Source organism: Streptomyces sp. NPDC046122, assembly GCF_056429965.1.
In genome coordinates this window covers 160,716-180,961 of record NZ_JBWKLQ010000005.1, presented here as the reverse complement: position 1 = coordinate 180,961, position 20,246 = coordinate 160,716, and the positions used below count along the sequence as shown (strand labels likewise).

The window sequence follows — 20,246 nt, the reverse complement described above, 5'->3', positions numbered from 1 at the left end:
GGACCACGGGGCCTCTCCGGGCCCCGTGGCGCGGTGCCGCGACTAGGGGGTGAGCGCCCCGGCCGCCGGGGCCGCGCAGACCGACGGCACGCGGGGCGTGCCGAGTTCGACGTGCCGCTGCCGCTCGTCCTCCAGCTGCCTGAGCAGGCCCGTGAGCAGCTTCTCGTCCGCCGGGTCTGCCAGGAACTCCAGTACCGCACGGTAGAAGGCGCCCCGGACCCCCGGCGGCATGACGTCGGACGCGTCCGCGCACAGCCGCCTCGCGCCCGTGAGGGTCTCGTTCACCGCCCGGTTCGACCAGCCCTCGCCGTACGAGCCGACGGAGACCGGGAAGAACGGGCGGCTGCCCTCCGGCACCGCCCGTGCCCAGGTGGCGCGCGCCTGGTCGCCGGTGAGGAAGGTGATCAGCGCCCGCGCGCCCGCCGTGTCGTCGAACAGCGCCGCCATGTCGCCCGCCACCTCGTACGCGCCCCGCTCGTTGCGCAGCGCGGCGACGGCCCGGGCGGTCGGGACGTACGCGATGTCCTCGTCGTACATCCGCCGGACGAAGCTGCCCTGGTGCTCGCGGTGGCACCCGTCACCGGACCGCCGCAGCAGCCCGTCGCCGTCCTCGCCGTTGAAGTCGTTGGCGAGGGCGGCGTCCGCCTGCCTCCTGTCGCCGCCGGGGGCCATCAGCAGGCCCCACGTCTCCCAGGCGTCGCGGACCTCGCGGCTGGTCCAGGACAGGTCGCCGGTCGCCCACCGTTCGTACACGTCCGGCCCCCGCTTCTGGAGCAGGATGTCCTCGATCCAGTCGCTGCCGGGCCACCCCGTCGTCGCCCCGGACCCCATGCCGACGCACCAGTCGCCCTTCTGCGCCGAGCGGCCCGGGTAGTGCCAGACCACGCTCTTGAGGTCGACCTTGACGGGGGTCCAGTAGGCGTTCTTGCGGCCGTCCACGGTGAGTTCGGGGGCCCACGGTTCCGGGGAACGCTGGCGGACGGTCTCGGGAAGCGGCACGAGCACACCCTGGTGCGCGTACTCGGTGAGCTCGCCGAGGCTGTTCAGTACGGCGATGTCCGGCGGCGATCCGGCCTGCACCTGGGCGAGCAGCGTCTCGCGCAGCGACGTCGTGCCCTGGTAGTCGTACGCGATCCCGTACTGCTTCGTGAACCGGTCGAGTACCTTCTCGAAGCCCGCCTCCTCGTCACCGGTCCAGGGTCCGAGCACGCTCACGACCGGCGGCGGTTCCTGCGCGCACGCGGCCGACGACAGGGCGAGCCCGGCGAGGAGGCACAGGGACAGCACAAGGCGCGGCGTACGGCGGGGGCGTGTCACGTGCGGCCTCCTGCGGGGCTCCGGGGAACGGCGTACTCGGTGAGGAGCGACTGGAGCGTCCACAGGACGACCCCCGCCATCAGCGCGGTGCCGAGCGGGATGAACACCGTCAGCCGGGCCCAGCCTTCCGTGTTCGCCTCCCGTACGGCCTTCTCGATGTCCGCGTCGGCGTCCGCGACGGCCCCCGCCTGAGCGCCGGGGGTGCCGACCGCCGTCAGCGGGGCGACCGCCCGCTGCATCCCCGACTGGCCCGTGTGCGCCTGCCACGTGCCGAACGCGAGGACGGGGACGGCCGCGAGCAGGAGGGTCACCGCCGCCAACGGCACGCTCAGCCGCAGCCGGAAGCGCCGCCGCAGGAACACCTGGGCGCCCACCAGGCGCACGCCGAGCAGTGCGCAGGCCGTGAGCGCCACCGGCCAGGCCAGCAGCGGCGCGACGCCCCAGTCCTCCTGGTGGCCGAGGGCGGTGGTCTGCCGGTACTGGAGCGCGCTGATCCGGGCGAGGATGCCGGTCCCGCTCTCCTGCATCATCCGCCGCGCGTACGCGAGGTTGGCGCCGCTCAGCTTCGGCTCGTGCGACTGGGTCCACGCGCCGTCGATGCGCAGGGCGTAGCTGTCGACCAGCCCGGACACGATGCGCAGGGTCTGGCGGTCCTCGCGGCCCAGGGAGCCGGCGGCGGCGGCCCGGGCGAGGCTGCTCTTCGCCTCGGCCACCTGGGTCCGGTACTCCTCGCCGCGCGGCAGGATGTCCGGCCACTCGTGGTGGTCCGCGCGGTAGTCCAGGTGCTCGTCGGCGGTCGTGTGGGCCTGCCGCAGCAAGGCGTGCGCCCTGGCCAGCTCGACGACGGCGGGACCGGTGCGCTCGCGGATCGTCACGGAGTCGCGGTGGACCGTGTCGTACGCGCCGAACAGCGCCGCACCACCGACGGCGGTCAGCGCGAGGAGCCAGGTGAGCTGGCGGCGCACGTAGCCGACGGTGGACACGCCGTCGGCCCCGGTGGCCGAGCGCCAGAAGCGGCGGGGCCGGTACGCCTTCACGCGTCGCCGTCCCGGGGCTCCCGGGGCGCTCGGGGCTGGCGGGGCAGCATGGTGCTGTGGGCGCGCAGCACCATCGCCGAGTTGATGTCGAGCGGCCGGATGTCGGGGCGTATCTCCACCTCGCCGGTGGCCGCGTCGATGATGCGTACGACGTCGCCGAGCCGTTGCAGCATGGGCTGGTTGCCCATGGCGTGGGCCCGGCGCACGGCCTCGCCCCAGGCGGCGCGGGCCCCTTCCGCGTCGCCCGCGCGCTGGGCGGCGCGGCCCGCTTCGAGGCCGCGGACGAGGGCGTCGTGGTGGGCGTAGTGCGCCACCTTGGGGTCGTAGGCGCTGTAGAGGTCGCGACGGCGCGTCCAGTGGACCAGCACGGGGTGCGCCGGGGGGAGCAGCGGCACGCCCGGCCCGGGCACGGCCTCCTCCGGTGCGCCCTCGTCGGGTACGGCTGCTTCGGGTACGGCCCCGTCCGGTGCGCCCCCGTCCCATGCGCCCTCGTCCGGGATGCCCTCTTCCGGCACCCGCACGATCTTCACGTCGGCCAGCCACAGGGCCCGGTCGACCGGCTCCTGGGGCGTACGGGAAGCGGCCACGCACACCAGGTACTCGCGGGTCTCGTCCCCCCACGGAGGCGTGCGGAACTCCACGCACCGGTCGTCGACGGCCAGGCGCTCCGGGAGCAGGTCGCGGCGGGTCGGGTGGACCTGCCGCACGGTGAGCGGGGCGCTGCCCGCGCGGTGCGTGAGGCGCAGCCGCAGGCCGGTGAGGGACCGGCCGGTGGACTCGGCCGTGACGGTGCGGAACTCGCCGGGCAGCGCGTCGAGGTCGCGTACGGCGTCGGCCCTGCCGTCGAGTCTCTCGGCCACCAGGTGCAGCTCGTCGGGGTCCCAGTCGTCCCCGATGCCGATGGCGTCGCAGGTGAACAGACCGGAGCAGGCGGCGAGTTCGGCGGCCAGCGCGTCCGGCCGCTCGTGTTCGTTGCGGCCGTCGCTGAGCAGCAGCGCGTGCCGGACGGCGGGCCCCGGGCGGCGCCCGAACAGTTCGCGGGCCAGGGCGAGCCAGCTGCCGATGGCCGTGCCGCCGCTCGGAGCGAGGCGTTCCACGGCGTCCTGGGCCTCCTTGCGGGTGGTGGCGTCGGCCTGTACGGGAGCGGTGGACGCGACGGGACCCGCGGGGTAGACCAGGTCCGCGGTGTGGCGTCCGGCGACGACGGCGAAGTAGGTGCCGTCGGGCAGCGCGCGGATCGCCTCGGCCGCCGCCTCCTGGGCGGCCCACAGCTTCTCGCGCGGGTGGCCCATGGAGGCGGAGCAGTCGAGGAGCAGGACCTCGGCCCGTGCGGGGGGCGCGGGGGCCGGCGCCCCCGCACCGGCCGTGGGCAGGGACGCCGTCACGGTCACCACGGCGCACATGCGCGTCCCGCCCTCCGCCCCGCGTTCCGCGGAGACGTAGGGCTGCTGGCTCACTTCGAGGGAGACGACTCCCGCGGAAGGGGCGCCTGGGCCGTCCTCCACACCTCCCGCGTCCTCGCCGCCTTCTGTGCCGTGCTGAGCCATGGGTGCTCCTTGTGTGTCCAGCGCAGGGGCCGTACCCCGTTGGCCAGGTCCAGCAGCGCGTGCGCGCGTACGTCGCCGGCCTGCTGGGCCAGGCCCCGGTACGCCGCCTCGAGGCGTCTGCGCAGCCTGTTCTCGGTGATGTCGCCGTCCTGGACGCGCTCGCGCAGTGCGCCCAGCCGCTGCTGTACGCCCCGCGGGTCGTCCGGCGGCGGCCCCAGGACCCAGTCGAGTACGACCTCCGTGATGTGCGTCTCCAGCCGCAGTGTCGCGTGCCGGTCCGTCAGCCCCTCCTCCCGCAGGCGGGTGACTCGGGCGAGCGCGGCGGCGAACGACGCCAGGGGCGGCGGCGCTCCGTCCGGTGTGCGCCGGCCCGCCAGGATCCGTACGATCGCCGTCCGCGCGGCCGTGCGGTGCCGCGAGTCCTTGGGCACGCGCTCCAGGATGTCCAGGGCCTTCTCCCGCTCCTGCCGGGCGAGATGGATGCGCGCGAGCCCGAAGGCGGCGCTGCCCAGGGAGTGGTTGCGGAGCCAGACCGCCTCGTAGTAGTCCCTGGCGCGGTCGGGCCGGCCGAGCCGTTCGTGGCAGTACCCCAGGGCCAGCTTCGGGGCGTACTCGCCGGGCAGCGAGTCGTAGACGAGGTCGAACCGTTTGCGGGCCTCGGCCATCCGGTCGTCGCACAGGTGCCGCAGCCCGGCGTGCCAGTGCAGCCGCCAGTCGTGCGGGGCCATCCGGCCGACGAGAGCGGCGGCACGGCAGAGCTCGCGGCGCGCCTGCGCCCGGTGACGGGGCCGGTCGGCGGACGTGCGACGGGCCAGGCCGAGGTGGAGGCGGCAGCGCAGCAGGTGCAGCTCCGGCGACGGCGTCCAGTCCGCCAGCAGTTCCAGGAGGCCCGGCGCGTCGTGCGAGATGCGGGCGAGGGACGCCGCCTGCGGGTCGTCGGGGTCGGTCCTGGGCACGGGCAGGCCCGCAGCGACCTCGTCCGGTGAGGGCCGTGCGGCGTTGAGGGGGAGGCGGTGCGTGCCGTACGCCCAGAGGTCGAGGGCGGGGGCCTCGCCGAGCCCGCCGTCGAGCGCGGCCGAGGCCGGGTCGAAGAGGCGGGAGGGCTCGAAGGTCTCCGTGCCCAGGCGCAGCGAGCGCAACTCCCGTATGACTCCGCGCAGCTGGAGCGACATCTCGGCGGCCGTGGCGAACCGTTTGCGCGGCTTCTCCTCGGTGGCGCGGGCCAGCGCGCGGCGCAGCGACTCGGCGCCGAGGCCGGGGGCGGGGTGGTGCGCCGCTTCGGTGAGCTCGCGCAGGGTCACGCCGACGCTGTAGAGGTCGGACTGCGGGTGCGCCCGGCTGCCGTCCTCCTCGACCTCGGGGGCCCGGTAGGGGTCGGTGTACGGGCCGGGTGCGCCGAAGTCCCGTACCCCGCCCACGTCGATGATCTTGATTCCGTCGTCGCAGTGCATGACGTTGTCCGGCTTCATGTCGCCGTACACCTTGCGCTTGTGCGTGTGCAGGTAGTCGAGGGCGTCGAGGATCCGGATCCCGTAGCTCACGACGAACTCGTGCACCCGGTCGCCGTCGAACGGTGCCTCGTCGCGCGCGATCCGCTCCGCGATCTGGTGCAGCGGCATCCCGCCCGCGAACTCCATCACGATGTAGTCGGTGCCGGTGGGGCGGTGCGTGGCGTAGTTGATGACGCGGATGACGTCCTTGTGGTTGAGGTCGGTCAGGTGCCGCCGCTCGCGCAGCGCGACTTCGCGGGCCAGCGAACTGTGCGGGTTGCGCAGGCCCTTGAGCGCGACGGGCCGGCGGTAGAGCTGGGTGTCCTCGGCGAGGTAGACCCACCCGAGGCCGCCGTGCGCGATGGGGCCGACGACCTGGTACTGGTCGGCGAGTACGTCGTCGGCCGTCAGCTGGGGCTTGAGCGAGTACGGCGTACCGCAGGTGCAGCGGCCCTCGCTCGTCACGAAGCCGATCAGTTCCGTGCAGTTCGGGTTGCCGCACCGCATGACGTGGGAGGCGGGCCGGGCCTCGACGGGATCGACCAGGAGGGCGGGATCGGGGACCTGGACGAGCGGCAGATCCATCAGGTGCTCGCCGCCGCGGGACAGGACGAACCGGGCGGCGGAACGGGCCGTGCGCCGCGCCGCCCGGGCCTGCGCCTCCGCCGTCGACGCACCCTGCTGTGCGGCGGCTTCCGCCTCGCCGTCCACGGGCAGACCGGTGAGGTCGCAGAAGCCGGTCTCGGTGACACGGCCGGTGCACCCGGGGTGCGGACATGCTCTCATCGGTCGCCCTTCGGTGTGGCTTCCGCTGCTGTCGCCGGGTCTGTCGCGTCGGCCGGCTCGGGCGCCCGCGTGGTCTCTCCTGCCCCGGGCGCCGGTTGTCCGGTCGCATGTCCCGGCGCCGGGTGCGGCGCGGGTGCGGCGCGGGCGGCGAGTGCGGCGCGGGCCTCTCGTACGAACCGGTCGACCGCCGCCTCCGCCACCTCCAGCTCGCACGGGCCGCCGGTCAGGAGCCGCTGCGCCTCCTGGTGGGCGGAGGCCGCCGTCTCGGCCAGACCGTGGGCGGCGAGGCGCGCCTGGTGGCCGTCGAGGAGGCCGCGCAGGTCCTGGTGGCGGGCGAGCTGACCGGCCAGCCCGCGGTGCGCGGTCTCCGCCTCCAGCAGGGCGCCCTCCGCGTTCCGTTCGACGTACGACAGCTTGGCGAGGAAGCCTGTCGTGCCCTGCCGGGGGTCGGCTTCGAGGCGGGCCGCCTTGAGCTCCAGCTCGGGCGCGTACCGGAGGACGGTCGGGAGGGGCGTGACGCAGGTCGCGGCGCGGCGGCGTAACTCCCGGGCGGCCTCTTCCGTGTCGGCGAGGGCGCGGACGCGGCCGCCGATGCGCTCCAGCCAGCGCTGGGGGCGGTCCGCTTCGAGGAGGAGTTCGTACGTACGGTGCAGGGCGGGGGACTCCAACCGCCCGAAGACGAGCAGGAGCCGCCCGCCGCGCCGCACCAGCTTGTGCAGCAACTCGACGGTTTCCACCGGCTGGAGGGCGTCGTCCACGCCGAGGGCCACGGTGGTCAGCGGCAGGGCGTCGGCCGCGATGCGTTCGGGCAGCGGCAGGACACCGGGGCCGTCGAGGGCCATGACCTCGGCTATCTCCTCGGCGATCCGGGCCGGGGACTTGCCGCGCGCGTCGACGGCCAGATCCAGGCTGCCGGCGCGCGGCGCGGTGGCGCTGCGGCCGGGTCCGGCGACGGCGACGGAGGTGCGGGGGGACTGCTCGCGGTCGGCGAGGGTGAGGGTGGTGCGCAGGGCGAGGGCGGCGTCCCGGTCCTCGTCCTGTACGAAGGTGATCTCCACGTGGGCCATGCCGGTCTCGTCCGTCAGCCAGCGGGTGAGCCAGCGGGCGAAGCCGCGGCGGGCGAGAGAGGCGCCGGAACCGCCGCTGCCGGGTGGGCGGGTCGCGGGGGTTGTGGTGACCGCGGGGCCCGGCAGGTCGGTGGGCGTGCCGGCTGGAACGGTGGACGTCGCCGGGGAGACGGTGAGGACGCCCGGGCCGCCCGTCAGGAGGTCCGGGACGGCGGCCAGCGTGGCGGGGTCGACGGAAAGGGTGTCCGGGACCGGGCGGCGGCCGCTCACGAAGCGCTCCCGTACGAGATCGAGATGCTTGACGATCGTGCCGGTCGGAATCATGTAGCCGTGCCGGTGGCGCGCGCCCTCGCGCTCGGAGTCGAGCTTGCTGACGACGATGCCGATGACGTGGCCGGTCCTGTTGTCGACGACCCCGGCGCCGCTGAACCGCCGCATGAGGGTGTCGGTCTCCGTCACCGGATCGATCTGCACCCACTCGTCGCCGGGCCCGCCCGGCCCCTTGATGAGCGCCTCGGCCCATTTGCCGCCGCTGATGCGGGACGGGTAACCGGCGAAGTGGACGCGACGATTCCAGATGGTCGGCAGGCGGCGGAGGGTGGCATGCGTGGCCACGGGCGGCGGCCCGGAGAGCTGGAGGAGGGCGAGGTCGCCGCTGTGGTCGTCGGCGCGGGGGACCCAGTGGTCCGGCACGACGGTGGCGCGCAGACCGGTGGGAGCGCCGCCGCCGGAGCCCGGGAACTCGACGGTCACGGCGGGCTGGTGCTCGTTCGTACCGGCGATCCGGATGACGTGGGCGCAGGTCAGGACCAGTCCGTCACCGAGCAGCACACCGGCGCCGAGCACCGCCCCCTGCGGGCCGGGCAGGCGCAACCGGACTCGCCAAGTCTCTTCGTCGGTACGGAAGTTGTTGTCCTCCAGTGACGCCCCCATGCTGTACCAGCATAGTCGCGGGGGGTGACAATGGGGCCTTCGCGGCAGTGGGGGGATGTGAGCAGATTGAGCGCCGACGGCGAGATGCCGAGTGCGGAACTGGCGGATGTGATCAGCCAGGTACGAGCCGATCTGGAGGAGGCCCAGCGGCGGGGGGCGGCGAGCGGGCTGCGCTTCCGGGTGGAGAAGGTGAGCCTGGAGTTCGCCGTCCAGGTCCGCCGGGAGACCGGCGGCAAGGGCGGGCTGCGCATCGGGGTGGTCACGGCGGACGTGGGCAGGACGACGTCGAGCGACACCACCCACCGCATCCAGGTGGAGCTGCAGCCCCGGGGCCGGGACGGCGACGGCCCGGTCGACGTGGGCGGCCCGGAAGAGTAGGCGGACCGGACCGGACGGGACGGGCCGCAACAGGACGGAACCGGACCGGAGACCGCACCCGAGCGGACCGGACCGGACCGGACCCGGGACAGCACCCGACCGGAACCGACCGAACCGGACCGAACCGCTCCGGGGAGTCGAATCCCTGCGCGCCCGGGGGCGTTGAATCCTGCGCACCCCCTGTCTCACGGCGGCGGCCTCATGCATAGTGGTCCCCCACAACTGCGGGGGCTGCCGGCCGACCGGTCGGGCTCGGTTCGGGCTCTGGCCCGGCTGATCCGCTCAGGCCGGTCCACGAGCTCGGGTGCGAGAAGGTCTTCATGGTGTGCGTACGGTGCGGTGGCGGCGGAAGAGGCGCACTGCCGGGCATGGCCTGTCCGGTGTGCGGGACGGTCGCGGGCGACGCCCGGGTGGCCGGCGGCTCGTGGGTCGCCCGCGAGACTGTGGCGGGCCGCCTGTCCACCCTCTCCCGGCCGCGAAAGGCGCTGCTGGCCACGGCGGTCGTGCTCGCCGTGGCCGTACTCGTCACGTCGGCCACCCTGCTGGCCGACCCGGACGGCGACAGCGGCGGTACGGGCGGCCCCGCCGGCAACGCGGACGACCTGGCCCGCGGCGTACCGACCCGGATCGGCCCGACCGGCCCGCTCGACCCCACGGCCGCCTCGACGGCCAGGCCGTCGTCGAGCGCGAGCCGCAGCTCCGGGCCGACCCGGACCGCCCCGCGGCCGCCGTCGAAGAAGCCGAAGGTCCCCCGCCGGCCGCCGCCGGCCCGGCACCCGGCCTACACGGCGTGGGCGGGGCCGGGCTGTTCCTCCGGCCACTACGAGGAGTCCGGCCGGTTCGAGGCCGGCGACGCGGGCTGGTACACGGTCGAGTCCGGCGGCTACGGCGGCGCTTCCTGCGACGGGAGCTTCACCGCCGTCCCCATGTCGGGCGCCCCGGACCGGGACCGGGGCAACACCGCGACCTGGTCGTGGCAGGTGGGCGACGGCTTCGACGAGTGCGCGCTGTCCGTCTACGTACCGCGGGGCCGCCGCGACACGGACGTGGCCGGCCACCCCACCTTCTACCGGCTGCTCGCCGACCCCGACGACGACGGTTCCTCGTACGCCGCCTTCGCCGTACGCCAGACCGCCCACCGGGGCAGCCTGGTTCCCGTCGGCAGCTACGAGGTCAAGGGTGACCGCTTCGCCGTCCAACTCCTCGACCGGGGACGCGACTGGGGCGACGAGGACCTGGTGGGCGCCCACCACGCGGCAGCCCAGATGCTGCTGACCTGCCGCGCGTGACCGCCGGGACCGGCCCGTCCCGCTGCGTCCTCCTGGGTCCCTGCTGCGTCCTACCGCACGTCGACGTAGTCCCCTGCGGCCGAGACGGCCGGGGTCGTCGTCGTACCGGCGAAGCTCCAGCGCCAGTAGCCGTCCGCCGACGCGGTGACGGTGGTGGTGAGGGCGCCGGTGCTGGAGGTGTTGACCGTCTTGACGGTGGTGTACGTGCTGGTGCCCGCCTTGCGGAACTGGAGCCTGACCGGCTGGGCGGTGTAGCCGGCATACGCGCCGGTGTCCCAGTTCGCCCGGGTGAGCTTGCCGGTCACGGTGAGCGTCTTGCCACTGGCGACCGGCTCGGGGCCCGCGTTGACGGTCAGTTGGGAGTGCCGCTGGAGGCGGGTGGTCGTGTAGGCGTCCCTGACGGCCCGGCTGTCGTCCTCGGCCCACGCCTCGACGCCGACCTTCCACGTGCCGGCGTCGGCGTTGGTGAGCCACCAGTCCGGCTCGAAGGTGAAGGTCTTGGAGCAGGTGGCGGTGGTGGCGCTCGCGGCGACGCAGTCGGCCGGGGTGGTGTCCTGGTCGGGCGTGACGAAGCCGTCGGGGTTGTCGGGGTCCGTTCCGCGCCACAGGTGGAAGTCGGCGTCCCAGATGCCCGAGGGGTCGGTGGCGGTCAGCGAGGCGGCGACGGTGGTGTCGGCGAGGCCGACCACGATGTTCTTGCCGCCGTTGACGGCGACGCCGGTGATCTGGATGTCGCCGACGGTCTCGTCCGCGTACGCCGCGGGGACGGTGAGTCCACCCAGCGCGGCGGCGGCGGTGAGCACAGCGAAGACTGCGCGCTTGCGCATTTATCTCCCCAGAGTATGAAGACACACCCGCCGGACGATCAACACGGCGGGCGACGGAGCGGCCCACTGTAGACACCTGTTCGACGCACCACAACGCCGGGGAAGCGGTACGTGGCGGGGGAGCGGGAAGTGCGGTGACGTTCTACCGGGTCGCCCCACCCTGTCGTCACGGACGGGGCCCGGGGCGCGTGGTCCGGGCGGTGGCGGCTGACGGCGATCGACGGGTGGGCGTGCGAGGTACTCGGGTCGAGATGAGTACGTGCGCGCTGACCGGCGACGGGGTGGGCCGGGAGGCTTGGGGTATGAGTCAAGGACCTCTGAAACCCGGGCGCGAGCTGTTGTCGATCCTCGTGCCGGCCGCGGTGTCGCTGGCGATGTGGGCCGCCTGGCTGGGCTGGGACCAGCACCGTGATGTGCACCCCGACGGCTCGACGACCGGCCCGTACGAGGCGTGGCAGGTGATCGGGCTGGTGCTGACCCTGCTGGCGCCGGTGTGCTGGGCGGCGTCCCGGCGCCACGTCCCGGGTGCTGTGGCCGGCACGACGGTGGGCCTGACCGCCGCCGCCTACTACGACTGGTCCGACGACGCCAGCGGCCTCTACATGCTCGGCGTGGGCATGGTGATGGTGGGGACGCTCCTCGTGACCACGGTCGTCAGTGCCGTGATCGTCACCGTGAAGAGGGACGGACGACGGGTCGGGGCGTGACGGCGATACGGTCCAAGGGCCCCTGACGGCCACTCGAGTTGACGCCGGAAGCAGATGTCGAGCCGCCTCGTGCGGAGGACGCCGGGACCGTCGTCGCCTCGGCCGGGGTCCTGGACCCGTACCGCCGACCGGACGACACGGTCCGACCTCAGTCGGGCCTTCCCGAACCCGCACCCAGCTGCACGACGTTGGCCGGCTACTCGAAGGGGCCGGAGCGTCGCACCGCGGCGCGGCCCTACCGCCAGGCCGCCACCGTGCTGCGCACCGCCGCCACCGCCCGTCCCGCCCTCGCCGCGTCGGACCGTACCGAGCGGGCGAATTCCACGTGCAGGAACGGCACGTCCAGTTCGCCCGCCCTGCGCCCCTGCATGTTCGTCCGGCCCTCCAGCACGCACGTGCGCGCCCAGGCCCGGCACACCTCGAAGTCCCGGCTTCCCAGCGCCCCCGCCAGGCGGCGTCCGGTCTCGCGGTCCTCCCGGTCCGTGCCCCTGCCCGTGGAGACGATCACGTCATAGTCCGGTTCCGTGCGGTCGGCGAAACCGTGCAGCTGGACGCCCGGCAGGCGGCGCTCCGCGAGCTCGGATCCGACCGCGTGGAAGACCGTGTCCCGCCGGTGCGCCACGTCCGCCGCGTCGCCCCGGCCCGCGTCCCGGTGCGTACCCGCGACCACGAGTACGCCGCCGGGCTGCCCGGTCAGTACGGCCGCTCCGAGCCGCTCGGTCCCCAGGTCCGCCACGGGGTGCGGAACCTGCACCGACCAGCGGGCCGGGGCGCCGAGGCCGACGTACACGCGGCCCCAGCCCCGGTTCGCCTCTCCCGCCGCGTCCGCGACTTCGGCGTACCGCCGCCCGGTGGCCCGGTCGGTGAGCGTACGGACCCCGAAGTCGACCTCGGCGAGCTTGCGGCCCGCCTCCGCGTGCCGCCCGTCGACGAGGAGGCCGACGCCCTCGGCCACGGTGCGCCGCTCCGCACGGCTCGGCGGGCGGTAGCCCGAGTCCGCGACGACGTCCGAGGCGAAGGCGCCGATCCGGCGTTCCAGGTCGATCCCGGTCCGCGGCGATCGCAAGGATCCCTTTTCGACAGCGCCGGAATTGCCCTTTTGCGAGAAGGCGTTCATGGTGACAACCGTCACAGCGATGGCTGCGACCAGCACAGTTGCGAGAATGGCTGGCTTCATGGTCGGGATCCGCGTCATAGGGCGGTGAAAATACCATCGTGATGAGACATTCCCGCTTTCCCGGCATAATCCGCACTGTCGCCCTCGGCCTCCTGGCGGCGACAGCGACAGGGTGCGGCCTCCTGGACGCGGAGGACGCCGCCGGGCCGGCGGGCCCACCCGCGTTCACCGTCGCCGCGGCGGGTGACATCCTCATCCACCCGCAGCTGACGGACCAGGCCCGCAAGGACGCCGAGGAGGCGGGCGGCGGCGGCATCGACTTCGGTCCGATCATGGCCGGGATCAAGCCCGTCATCAGCAAGGCCGACCTGGGGATCTGCCACTTCGAGCCGGTCGTCGGCAAGCCGGAGGGGCCGTTCCAGAGCTTCCCGGACTTCCTCGTTCCGCCGCAGATCACCACCACGGTCAAGAGCGTCGGTTACGACACCTGCTCGACCGCCTCGAATCACAGCCTCGACCACGGTCCCACCGGCGTCCGGCGCACGCTCGACGCACTCGACGCGGCCGGCCTCAAGCACACCGGCACCGCCCGCGACCGCGAGGAGGCCGAGAAGCCGCTGATCCTCGACGTCAAGGGCGTCAAGGTCGCGCAGCTCTCGTACACCCTGGGCTTCAACGGCCGTGAGCTGCCCGCCGGCAAGCCGTGGCTCGCCAACAAGACGGCCTTCCGGGACATCGCGGCGGCGGAGAAGTCCGCCCGCGCGGCCGGGGCCGAGGTGGTGATCCTGAGCATCCACTGGGGCCGTGAACACCACCCGGACCCGAGTACCCCGCAGCTCGAGCTGGCCCGCAGGCTCGCCCAGGACACCGGCATCGACCTGGTGATCGGCCACCACGCGCACGTGGTGCAGCCGATGGAGAAGATCGACGGCACCTGGGTCGCGTACGGCCTCGGCAATCAGCTGGCCCGTCACGACGTGCCCAGCGGTCTCACCGAGGAAGGCGTCATCGGCTGGTTCGAGTTCCGGAAGAAGGGCGACGGCTGGAGCGTGCAGGCGCGCTACGTGCCGACGCTCGTCACCATTCCGGCCGGTGCCGCCGAGGCCGCGCCGGCCGAGACGAGCACGGACCCGGACAGCAGCGGCGAGACGTCCGGGGTGGAAGACCACCGTCTCGTGGATGTCGCCGAGGCGCTGCGCGACAACAGGGAACTGTCGGACGAGGAACGCGCCCGCTACCAGCTCGCGTTCGAGCGCACGCAGGGCACCATGCTCAACCGGGGAGCCTCGAAGGACGGCCTGAAGCCACTCCAGGGCCTGCCCGGCTGACGTAACGCGTGTCACACCGAGCGGATTTCGTACAACCATCCGCATGGCCTCGCGAGTCATGACGCTTCGGCTGCGCCTGTACGGCGTCTGCCTCTGTACGGCGTCACACCCGGCCCACGTGCCGTGCTCGACACACCCAGCTCACCCGCATACCCATTGTGCCCAGAATCTGAAGGTGAACACTCATGGCCGCTTCGCCCGCGACGCGGCGGCGCAAGGTCCGTCGCCGGGCCGACATGTCGCTCCTGGGAGGCATCCGCCCGCCCATCGCGGCTCTCTCGGCCCTGCTGCTCACCTTGGCGGGCATCACCGCCCTGGGTCTCGGCAACACCGATCAGGACCGCGTCCCCAAGGCCGTGCTGACGTCCCAGAAGCACTTCGCCGAGGACGGCGCCGTCGCGCTGCGCGCCTCCATCGACGAGAGCGTCACGGACCTCAACCGGACCGCGGGGCTCTTCAACGCCTCGGAGCCGGTCTCGCCCGATGCCGTGCTCGACAAGATCGGCAGCGTCTACCAGAAGTGGACGGGCACGGCCGTACTGGAGATCAAGACCGGCAAACTCCTCGCCGCCCGCGGCGAGAACGTGCCGGTCACCGCGATCGACACGTCGAAGCTGCGCGAGAAGGACGGGCTCAGCCCCCGCATGATCCGGCTGCGCAACGGCGAGACGCGGCTGCTCTCCTTCGCGCTCCTGTCCTGGGAGGGCAAACCCCAGCAACTGCTGATCGCCTCCAACAGCCTCCGCTTCCCCGGCATCGCCCTCGGCCAGTTCCGCGCCATCGCCGTCGTCGACACCGACGGCCGCATTCTCAGCAGTGACGGCATCCGGGCGCCCGAGCAGGTCGAGAGCGAGTTCCAGCGCGGCGTCGTCCAGCGGTCCAGCAAGCAGCTGACGTCCTTCGCGAAGACCGCGGCGGTCAAGGCGACCCAGCACCCCCTCAAGTCCAAGGAGCCCGGTTCCGGAGGTTTCCTCGGAGTCAGCGGCAGCATGAGTGGCTCGGCCTTCCAGGGGGAACGCGCCGTGGCCGGGTACGCCACGCTCGCCGGGCCCGAAGCCGGCGAGAGCACCGTCGCCACCGGCCTCGGCCTCACCGTCGTCGCCATGGTCCAGGTGGCCGAGGACCCGACCCGTTCCGCCGGGCCGCTGTTCGGCCTGCTCGCCGCCGGCGCGCTGTTCGTGATCGGCGCCCTGGCGGTGGCCGTTCTCCTCGGTACGGTCCAGCGGCCCCTGATCCGGCTGTTCCTGGAGAGCCGCCGCCTGACGCGTGGCGACCTGACCCGGCCGGTGACCGTTCCGTCGCACGGCGAGGCCGCCCGCATCGGCCACTCCCTGGAGCGGATACGCCGCCAGCTCCTCGGCGAGTCCGCCGACTCCACCGCCGACCAGCGCCCGGGCAGGCGCGGCCGGGTCGGCAGCCGGGCGCTCGTCGCCGTCTGCGCCGTGCTGCTGCTGATCTGGTCCGGCCCGATGCTGCTGCTGCTCAACCGCGCCGGCTCCACCGTCGTCGTACCCGAGCAGATGGTCAGCGACCAGCGCGAGCGCACCGAAACCCTGACCGACCGGGTGCGGCGCGCGCTCAACGAGGGCCACGCGGACCTCGTGTCCGTCGCGTCCCTGATCGGTGACCGCACATCGCCCGACGACATGCGCAAGGTCCTGGAGCGCACCCGCACCGAGCACCGTCGCTACGCGTCGCTGTACGTCATGTCCACCGACGGCCGGATCCTCACCAGCGCGGGCGAGGAGCCGCGGGAGGAAACGGCCAAGGGCCTCGCCGAGCGGCAGCTCGGTGTCCTCAACGACTCGGGCAAGGAACCCGTCGTCGCCGGACAGGCCGAGATCGCGGGCCGTGACGGTGCGCGCGTGGTCGGCGAGTTCCGCATCGACTTCATCAACTCCCTGCTCAAGCGGCCCGGCCTCGGCCAGGTCCGGGTCGTCGACGAGACGCGGCGGATCATCGGTGGGAACACCGGGTACCGCGCCTTCGAGGAGCTCCCCGAGAAGCGGCTCGACTCGTTCGTGGCGGGCGCCAACCAGAAGATCGGCCTGAGCGCCCGCGCCAGCGGTGTCCTCTTCCGCGACGGCGGCGATGACGGCGTGCAGATCGCCGCGGCCGCGCCGTTCGTGGGCGGCGGAGCGGCGAAGTCGCTCGGCTGGACCGTCGTCAGCTGGCAGCCCGCCTCCAACCTGGCCATCCCCGAGTACAGCCTCCAGAACCGCACCGTCCTGGCCGGGCTGCTCGGCATCACCGCGGCCGCGGCCTGCCTGGGCTGGCTGTACATCGTGGTCGTACGTCCGCTGCGGGGACTCGCCCGGCAGTCCGAGGCGCTCGCCGGCGGGGACCGCCGCACCGTCCTGTACCCGCGCCACCACGACGAGGTGGGCGCGGTCGTCCGCAGCCTGGAACTCCTGCGCCAGCAGCTCCAGGAGCAGCGCAAGCGGGACGGCGCCGCCGCACCGGCCGCCACCACGGCGACCGCGACCACCACCGCCGGAAGGAACTGATCGGCGTGCTCTTCCTCTACACCGTCCTGCTGGTGTGCTGCGGCGTCCTGCTGGTCGCCGGCATCGTCGAGCAGCGGCGCCACTTCGTCAACCTGGAGCGCATACCGTCCCGGGTCCTGGTCAACGGCATCCGCGGCAAGAGTTCCATCACCCGTCTTTGCGCGGGCGCGCTGCGCGGCGGTGACCTCGTCACCGTCGCCAAGACCACCGGCACCGCGGCCCGGTTCATCCACCCGGACGCCACCGAGGAGCCCGTCTACCGCAAGTTCGGGATCGCGAACGTGGTGGAACAGATCGGCATCGTGCGGCGCGCCGCGGCGTACAACCCGGACGCCCTGGTCATCGAGTGCATGGCCGTCATGCCGGCCCTCCAGGAGATCAACCAGTCCAAGCTGATCCGGTCCACCATCGGCGTGCTGTGCAACGTCCGTGAGGACCACCTGGCCGAGATGGGCCCCACCCTCGACGACGTGGCGCGCTCGCTGTCGCGCTCCATGCCGGAGGGCGGCATCTGCGTCACGGCCGAGCAGGACCGCTTCCACATCCTCCAGGAGGAGGCGGACGCGCGTGACTGCAAGCTGGTGTACGCCGACCCGGAGACGGTCTCCGACGAGGAGCTGCGCGGCTTCAGCTGGTTCACCTTCAAGGAGAACGTCGCGATCGCGCTGACCGTCGCCGAACTGCTGGGCGTGGAGCGCGAGACGGCACTCAGGGGCATGTACGACGCGCCGCCGGACCCGGGCGTCCTCTCCGTCGAGCGGTACGCCACCCCCGACGGCAAGCGCCTGCGGTTCGCGAACGTCTTCGCGGCGAACGACCCCGAGTCGACGTTGATGAACATCAACCAGCTGCTGGACCTCGACGCCATCAGCCGGCCGCTGAACGTGGTCATCAACTGCCGGCCCGACCGGGTCGAGCGCAACGGCCAGATGGGCGCGATCATCCCGGACCTCCAGCCGGACAAGGTCTTCGTGATCGGCCACCCGGCGAAGAGCGCCATCGACGCGATCCCCGCGCAGTGGCGCGACCGGGCGGTCGACCTCGGCGGTGACCGGCGCGCGGCGGACGACTTCATGGGCCGGCTGCTCGGTGAGCTCGGCCCGGATTCGTCGCTGGTCGCGATCGGCAACATCCACGGGCAGGGCGAGGTGCTCCTGGAGCACCTGGCAGAGCTCCCGGCGGACGAGACGCCGGCCGACCCCGCCGCCGGCAGGTCCGCCGGTACGCCCGCCCCGGCCCAGGCGCCCGCGGAGCAGCACCCGGTCCGGGTCCAGGACGACGAGACGCTGGCCCTCCAGCAGTACCAGCCGTACATCGACCCCTATCAGCCCTACCCGGAGGCGTACGAGGCGCGTTATCAACAGCAGCAGCCGCCTGTCCCGTACCCGTCCGAGCCGCATCCGCCGGAGCAGTACCCCACCGACCGGGACCCGTCGGACGGGCCGCACCCGTCGGAGCCGCAGCAGTCCGCCCTGTACCAGTCCGCACCACCCGCCACACCGCGGCCACAACCCCAGCGCGGCATGTTCGAACCGGTCCGGCCGGTGACCGACGCCCAGCAGCAGAACGCAGGAGAACCCCGTTGATCCCGTCCGTACTCACGCCTGAGATCGCCGCGATCGGCATCGCGCTGGGCCTGATGTTCTCGCTGGTCTGCTACCTGACGACCAACCTCTCCCCGGGCGGCATGATCACCCCGGGCTGGCTGGCCCTGACGCTCGTCGAGGACCTCCAGCGCGCGGCCATGGTCGTCGGCGTCACCGTCCTGACGTACGTCGCCACACTCGGCGTCCAGCGCGTCGTCATCCTCTACGGAAAGCGGCTCTTCTCCACCGTCGTCCTCACCGGCGTCCTCTTCCAGGGCACCTTGATGATCATCCTGTCGATGGAATTCCCGCTGATGTACACCAATCAGACGCTCGGCTTCATCGTTCCCGGCCTGATCGCCTACCAGCTCGTCCGCCAGCCCAAGGGCGCGACCCTGCTCGCCACCGGTTCGGTGACGCTCATGGCGTACGTCGTCCTCACCGCCGGAATCCTCCTCGGCGCGCTGCCGTCCGTCTGACCGCCGCCCCCGCCCCCCCTCGGAGCTGAACCTCATGAGTGCCAAGACCAAGCGCGGCCCCCGTCGGGTGTTGCACGCCGCCACCGTGATCGCGCTGCTCGCCGGCAGCGCGTACCTCACCGTGGAGCTCCGCAAGGAGGAGCAGGCCAAGGCCCCCGCCATCCAGGCGGTCACCGACACCCCGGCGCTGAAGTCGTCGGGCGCGGGCCTGACGTCCTCGGGCAAGCAGACCTGGGAACGGCTGCAGAGTCCCGCGCGCTCGGTCCTGCGCGGAGAGGCCGGCGCGGTTCTGGCCACCTTCACCGACGACGCCCGCACCGCCACGCTCATCGGCCCCAGCCGCACCTTCACCGAACCCACGACCACCAAGTCCCGGGTCGTCACCGAGGACTGGGTACGGCTGATGCCGGAGCCGTGGCACAAGGGCGCCGAGAAGGAGCAGTGGTTCAAGGACTGGTTCAAGGAGTTCTTCGGCAGCAAGGAGGACGACCTCTTCGCGATCGCCTTCCAGTACGTCGACCAGGCCCCCGTGAAGAAGGACTCCGAGGGCATCTCGTACGCCGGTGACGCCAACTTCGGCCCGATCAACCCCGAAGGCACCCCGGGCAACGACTACCGCCTGGAGGAGTCCGACTTCTACGACTACCTCGGCATCCCGTACACCTTCCGCAACGGCACCACCATGCAGCCCGAGGCGATGCGCGCCCGTTCCATGGACTGCTCGGGCTTCATCCGTACCGTCTTCGGCTACCGGGGCCGTTTCCCGCTGATGGCCACCGACAAGCTCGGTGACGGCCTGCCGCGCACCGCCAACGGCATGGCCCGCTCCACGCTGGGCTCGGACGTCATTGAGCTGAAGGGCGTGGGCGCCGGGTCCCGGCCGAAGTCCATCGACGTACTGCAACCGGGAGACCTGGTCTTCTTCAAGCTCGACGGGCGCACCAAGGACCGGCTCGACCACGTCGGCATCTTCATGGGCCACGACACCGACGGGCACAAGATCTTCGTGTCGAGCCGCGAAGAGGTCAACGGCCCGACCATCGGCGACAAGGGCGGCACGTCCCGCCTGGACGGCAACGGCTACTACGCGAGCACGCTGCGCAGCGCGAAGCGCGTCTAGGAAGGGGCCCCCTCCGCTCCGTGGTACGGGGCCCGGGGCTGGTCGGTGCTCGCGCCGTCCTGGCCGGTTGCCGCTGACGTCACCGACAACCGGTGGCGGGGTGCGGCCGGCCTCCTTCGATGGCGGGGCCACTTCGGCGTCGCCCAGCCTGATCGCCGGCGAGCGCTCCGGCGTCAGCCGCCAAGCGGACGACAAGCGAAGGGCCAGTTCGAGAGGTTCATCCCTCTGAACTGGCCCTTGGTGCTGTGCCCCCGGCAGGATTCGAACCTGCGACACCCGCTTTAGGAGAGCGGTGCTCTATCCCCTGAGCTACGGAGGCGGGGCTGTTGGCGCCCGTGAGGGGGCCGGTCCACAGGGTACCGGATGGGTGCTCGTGCGGGTGCAGCATTGGGGGTGGGGAAGATCGGCGGGGCGCGGGGGCATCGGTTTCGTCGATCCGGGGGTTCGGGAGCTTCCATGGGCGCGGTGTTGTCGCGGGAGGCGGGGCGGCACAGGCTGGGCCGTGCAATCCGAGCATCCGTGGAGGTGGGCCGTGGTCCAGGACGATCAAGAGGGCCGTTTCGCCGTTGTGATCAACGATGAGGAGCAGTACTCGATCTGGCCGGAGGGCCGCGACGTGCCGGCGGGCTGGCGCGGTGGGGGCTTCAGCGGGTCCCGGGAGGAGTGCCTGGCGCATGTGGAGGACGTCTGGACCGACCAGCGGCCCCTGAGCGTCCGCCGGGCCGGTTAGC

Annotated in this window: 16 protein-coding genes and 1 tRNA gene; 9 read left to right on the top strand and 8 right to left on the bottom strand. The window is 72.8% G+C overall.

What is annotated here, in order from left to right; all coding sequences use genetic code 11:
• Positions 1-42 precede the first annotated feature (42 nt).
• The 5 genes from AC07FK_RS16655 to AC07FK_RS16635 are packed head-to-tail and all read right to left on the bottom strand — an operon-like array spanning position 43 to position 8,177.
• Positions 43-1,317 carry an extracellular solute-binding protein gene (locus tag AC07FK_RS16655; protein WP_479105606.1) on the bottom strand — a complete coding sequence of 425 codons (1,275 nt, stop codon included), beginning with the start codon at positions 1,315-1,317 and terminating at the stop codon, positions 43-45.
• On the bottom strand, positions 1,314-2,354 hold the full coding sequence (locus tag AC07FK_RS16650) for a hypothetical protein (RefSeq protein WP_479105605.1): 1,041 nt from the start codon (positions 2,352-2,354) through the stop codon (positions 1,314-1,316). The genes AC07FK_RS16655 and AC07FK_RS16650 overlap by 4 nt, the downstream gene beginning before the upstream one ends.
• The gene (locus tag AC07FK_RS16645) at positions 2,351-3,901 is read right to left on the bottom strand and encodes a VWA domain-containing protein (protein ID WP_479105604.1); all 1,551 of its coding nucleotides are present in this window, start codon (positions 3,899-3,901) and stop codon (positions 2,351-2,353) included. Before AC07FK_RS16645 ends, AC07FK_RS16650 begins: the two co-directional genes overlap by 4 nt.
• A complete protein-coding gene (locus tag AC07FK_RS16640; protein ID WP_479105603.1) occupies positions 3,808-6,177 on the bottom strand; it encodes a serine/threonine-protein kinase in 2,370 nt (789 codons plus the stop codon). Before AC07FK_RS16640 ends, AC07FK_RS16645 begins: the two co-directional genes overlap by 94 nt.
• On the bottom strand, positions 6,174-8,177 hold the full coding sequence (locus tag AC07FK_RS16635) for a S1 family peptidase (RefSeq protein ID WP_479105602.1): 2,004 nt from the start codon (positions 8,175-8,177) through the stop codon (positions 6,174-6,176). The genes AC07FK_RS16640 and AC07FK_RS16635 overlap by 4 nt, the downstream gene beginning before the upstream one ends.
• 57 nt (positions 8,178-8,234) lie before the next feature.
• Here AC07FK_RS16635 and AC07FK_RS16630 point away from each other — a divergent pair, with 57 nt between their 5' ends.
• Positions 8,235-8,555 (top strand): trypco2 family protein, encoded by a 321-nt coding sequence (locus tag AC07FK_RS16630; RefSeq protein ID WP_479105601.1) that lies wholly within the window; start codon positions 8,235-8,237, stop codon positions 8,553-8,555.
• Positions 8,556-8,923: 368 nt separating this feature from the next.
• Positions 8,924-9,844, top strand: a complete 921-nt coding sequence (locus AC07FK_RS16625; RefSeq protein WP_479105600.1) for an adhesin — start codon at positions 8,924-8,926, stop codon at positions 9,842-9,844.
• A 50-nt stretch (positions 9,845-9,894) separates the two neighbouring features.
• Here the strand turns inward: AC07FK_RS16625 and AC07FK_RS16620 are convergent, their stop codons facing one another.
• Positions 9,895-10,671 carry a calcium-binding protein gene (locus AC07FK_RS16620; protein ID WP_479105599.1) on the bottom strand — a complete coding sequence of 259 codons (777 nt, stop codon included), beginning with the start codon at positions 10,669-10,671 and terminating at the stop codon, positions 9,895-9,897.
• Between the two features lie 302 nt (positions 10,672-10,973).
• On the opposite strand from AC07FK_RS16620, the gene AC07FK_RS16615 reads away from it, so the two are divergent.
• Positions 10,974-11,378 (top strand): hypothetical protein, encoded by a 405-nt coding sequence (locus tag AC07FK_RS16615; protein ID WP_479105598.1) that lies wholly within the window; start codon positions 10,974-10,976, stop codon positions 11,376-11,378.
• Between the two features lie 235 nt (positions 11,379-11,613).
• On the opposite strand, the gene AC07FK_RS16610 is transcribed toward AC07FK_RS16615, so the two are convergent.
• Positions 11,614-12,444, bottom strand: coding sequence for a hypothetical protein (locus AC07FK_RS16610; protein WP_479105597.1), 831 nt, complete (start codon positions 12,442-12,444; stop codon positions 11,614-11,616).
• Positions 12,445-12,596: 152 nt separating this feature from the next.
• Here AC07FK_RS16610 and AC07FK_RS16605 point away from each other — a divergent pair, with 152 nt between their 5' ends.
• From AC07FK_RS16605 to AC07FK_RS16585, 5 genes are all read left to right on the top strand, one after another.
• Entirely contained in the window at positions 12,597-13,823 is a 1,227-nt protein-coding gene (locus AC07FK_RS16605) for a CapA family protein (protein WP_479105855.1), read from the top strand.
• Positions 13,824-14,008: 185 nt separating this feature from the next.
• Positions 14,009-16,330, top strand: a complete 2,322-nt coding sequence (locus AC07FK_RS16600; protein ID WP_479105596.1) for a cache domain-containing protein — start codon at positions 14,009-14,011, stop codon at positions 16,328-16,330.
• 5 nt (positions 16,331-16,335) lie between these two features.
• Positions 16,336-17,916: a poly-gamma-glutamate synthase PgsB gene (gene pgsB, locus AC07FK_RS16595; protein WP_479105595.1), complete on the top strand. Its 1,581-nt coding sequence runs from the start codon at positions 16,336-16,338 to the stop codon at positions 17,914-17,916.
• Entirely contained in the window at positions 17,913-18,395 is a 483-nt protein-coding gene (locus AC07FK_RS16590) for a poly-gamma-glutamate biosynthesis protein PgsC/CapC (protein WP_344496825.1), read from the top strand. Before pgsB ends, AC07FK_RS16590 begins: the two co-directional genes overlap by 4 nt.
• A 34-nt stretch (positions 18,396-18,429) precedes the next feature.
• Positions 18,430-19,515, top strand: a complete 1,086-nt coding sequence (locus AC07FK_RS16585; protein WP_479105594.1) for a C40 family peptidase — start codon at positions 18,430-18,432, stop codon at positions 19,513-19,515.
• A gap of 246 nt (positions 19,516-19,761) precedes the next feature.
• Here the strand turns inward: AC07FK_RS16585 and AC07FK_RS16580 are convergent.
• Positions 19,762-19,834 (bottom strand) — tRNA-Arg (locus AC07FK_RS16580).
• A gap of 213 nt (positions 19,835-20,047) precedes the next feature.
• On the opposite strand from AC07FK_RS16580, the gene AC07FK_RS16575 reads away from it, so the two are divergent.
• The gene (locus AC07FK_RS16575) at positions 20,048-20,245 is read left to right on the top strand and encodes an MbtH family protein (RefSeq protein WP_479105593.1); all 198 of its coding nucleotides are present in this window, start codon (positions 20,048-20,050) and stop codon (positions 20,243-20,245) included.
• Position 20,246: the final 1 nt, after the last annotated feature.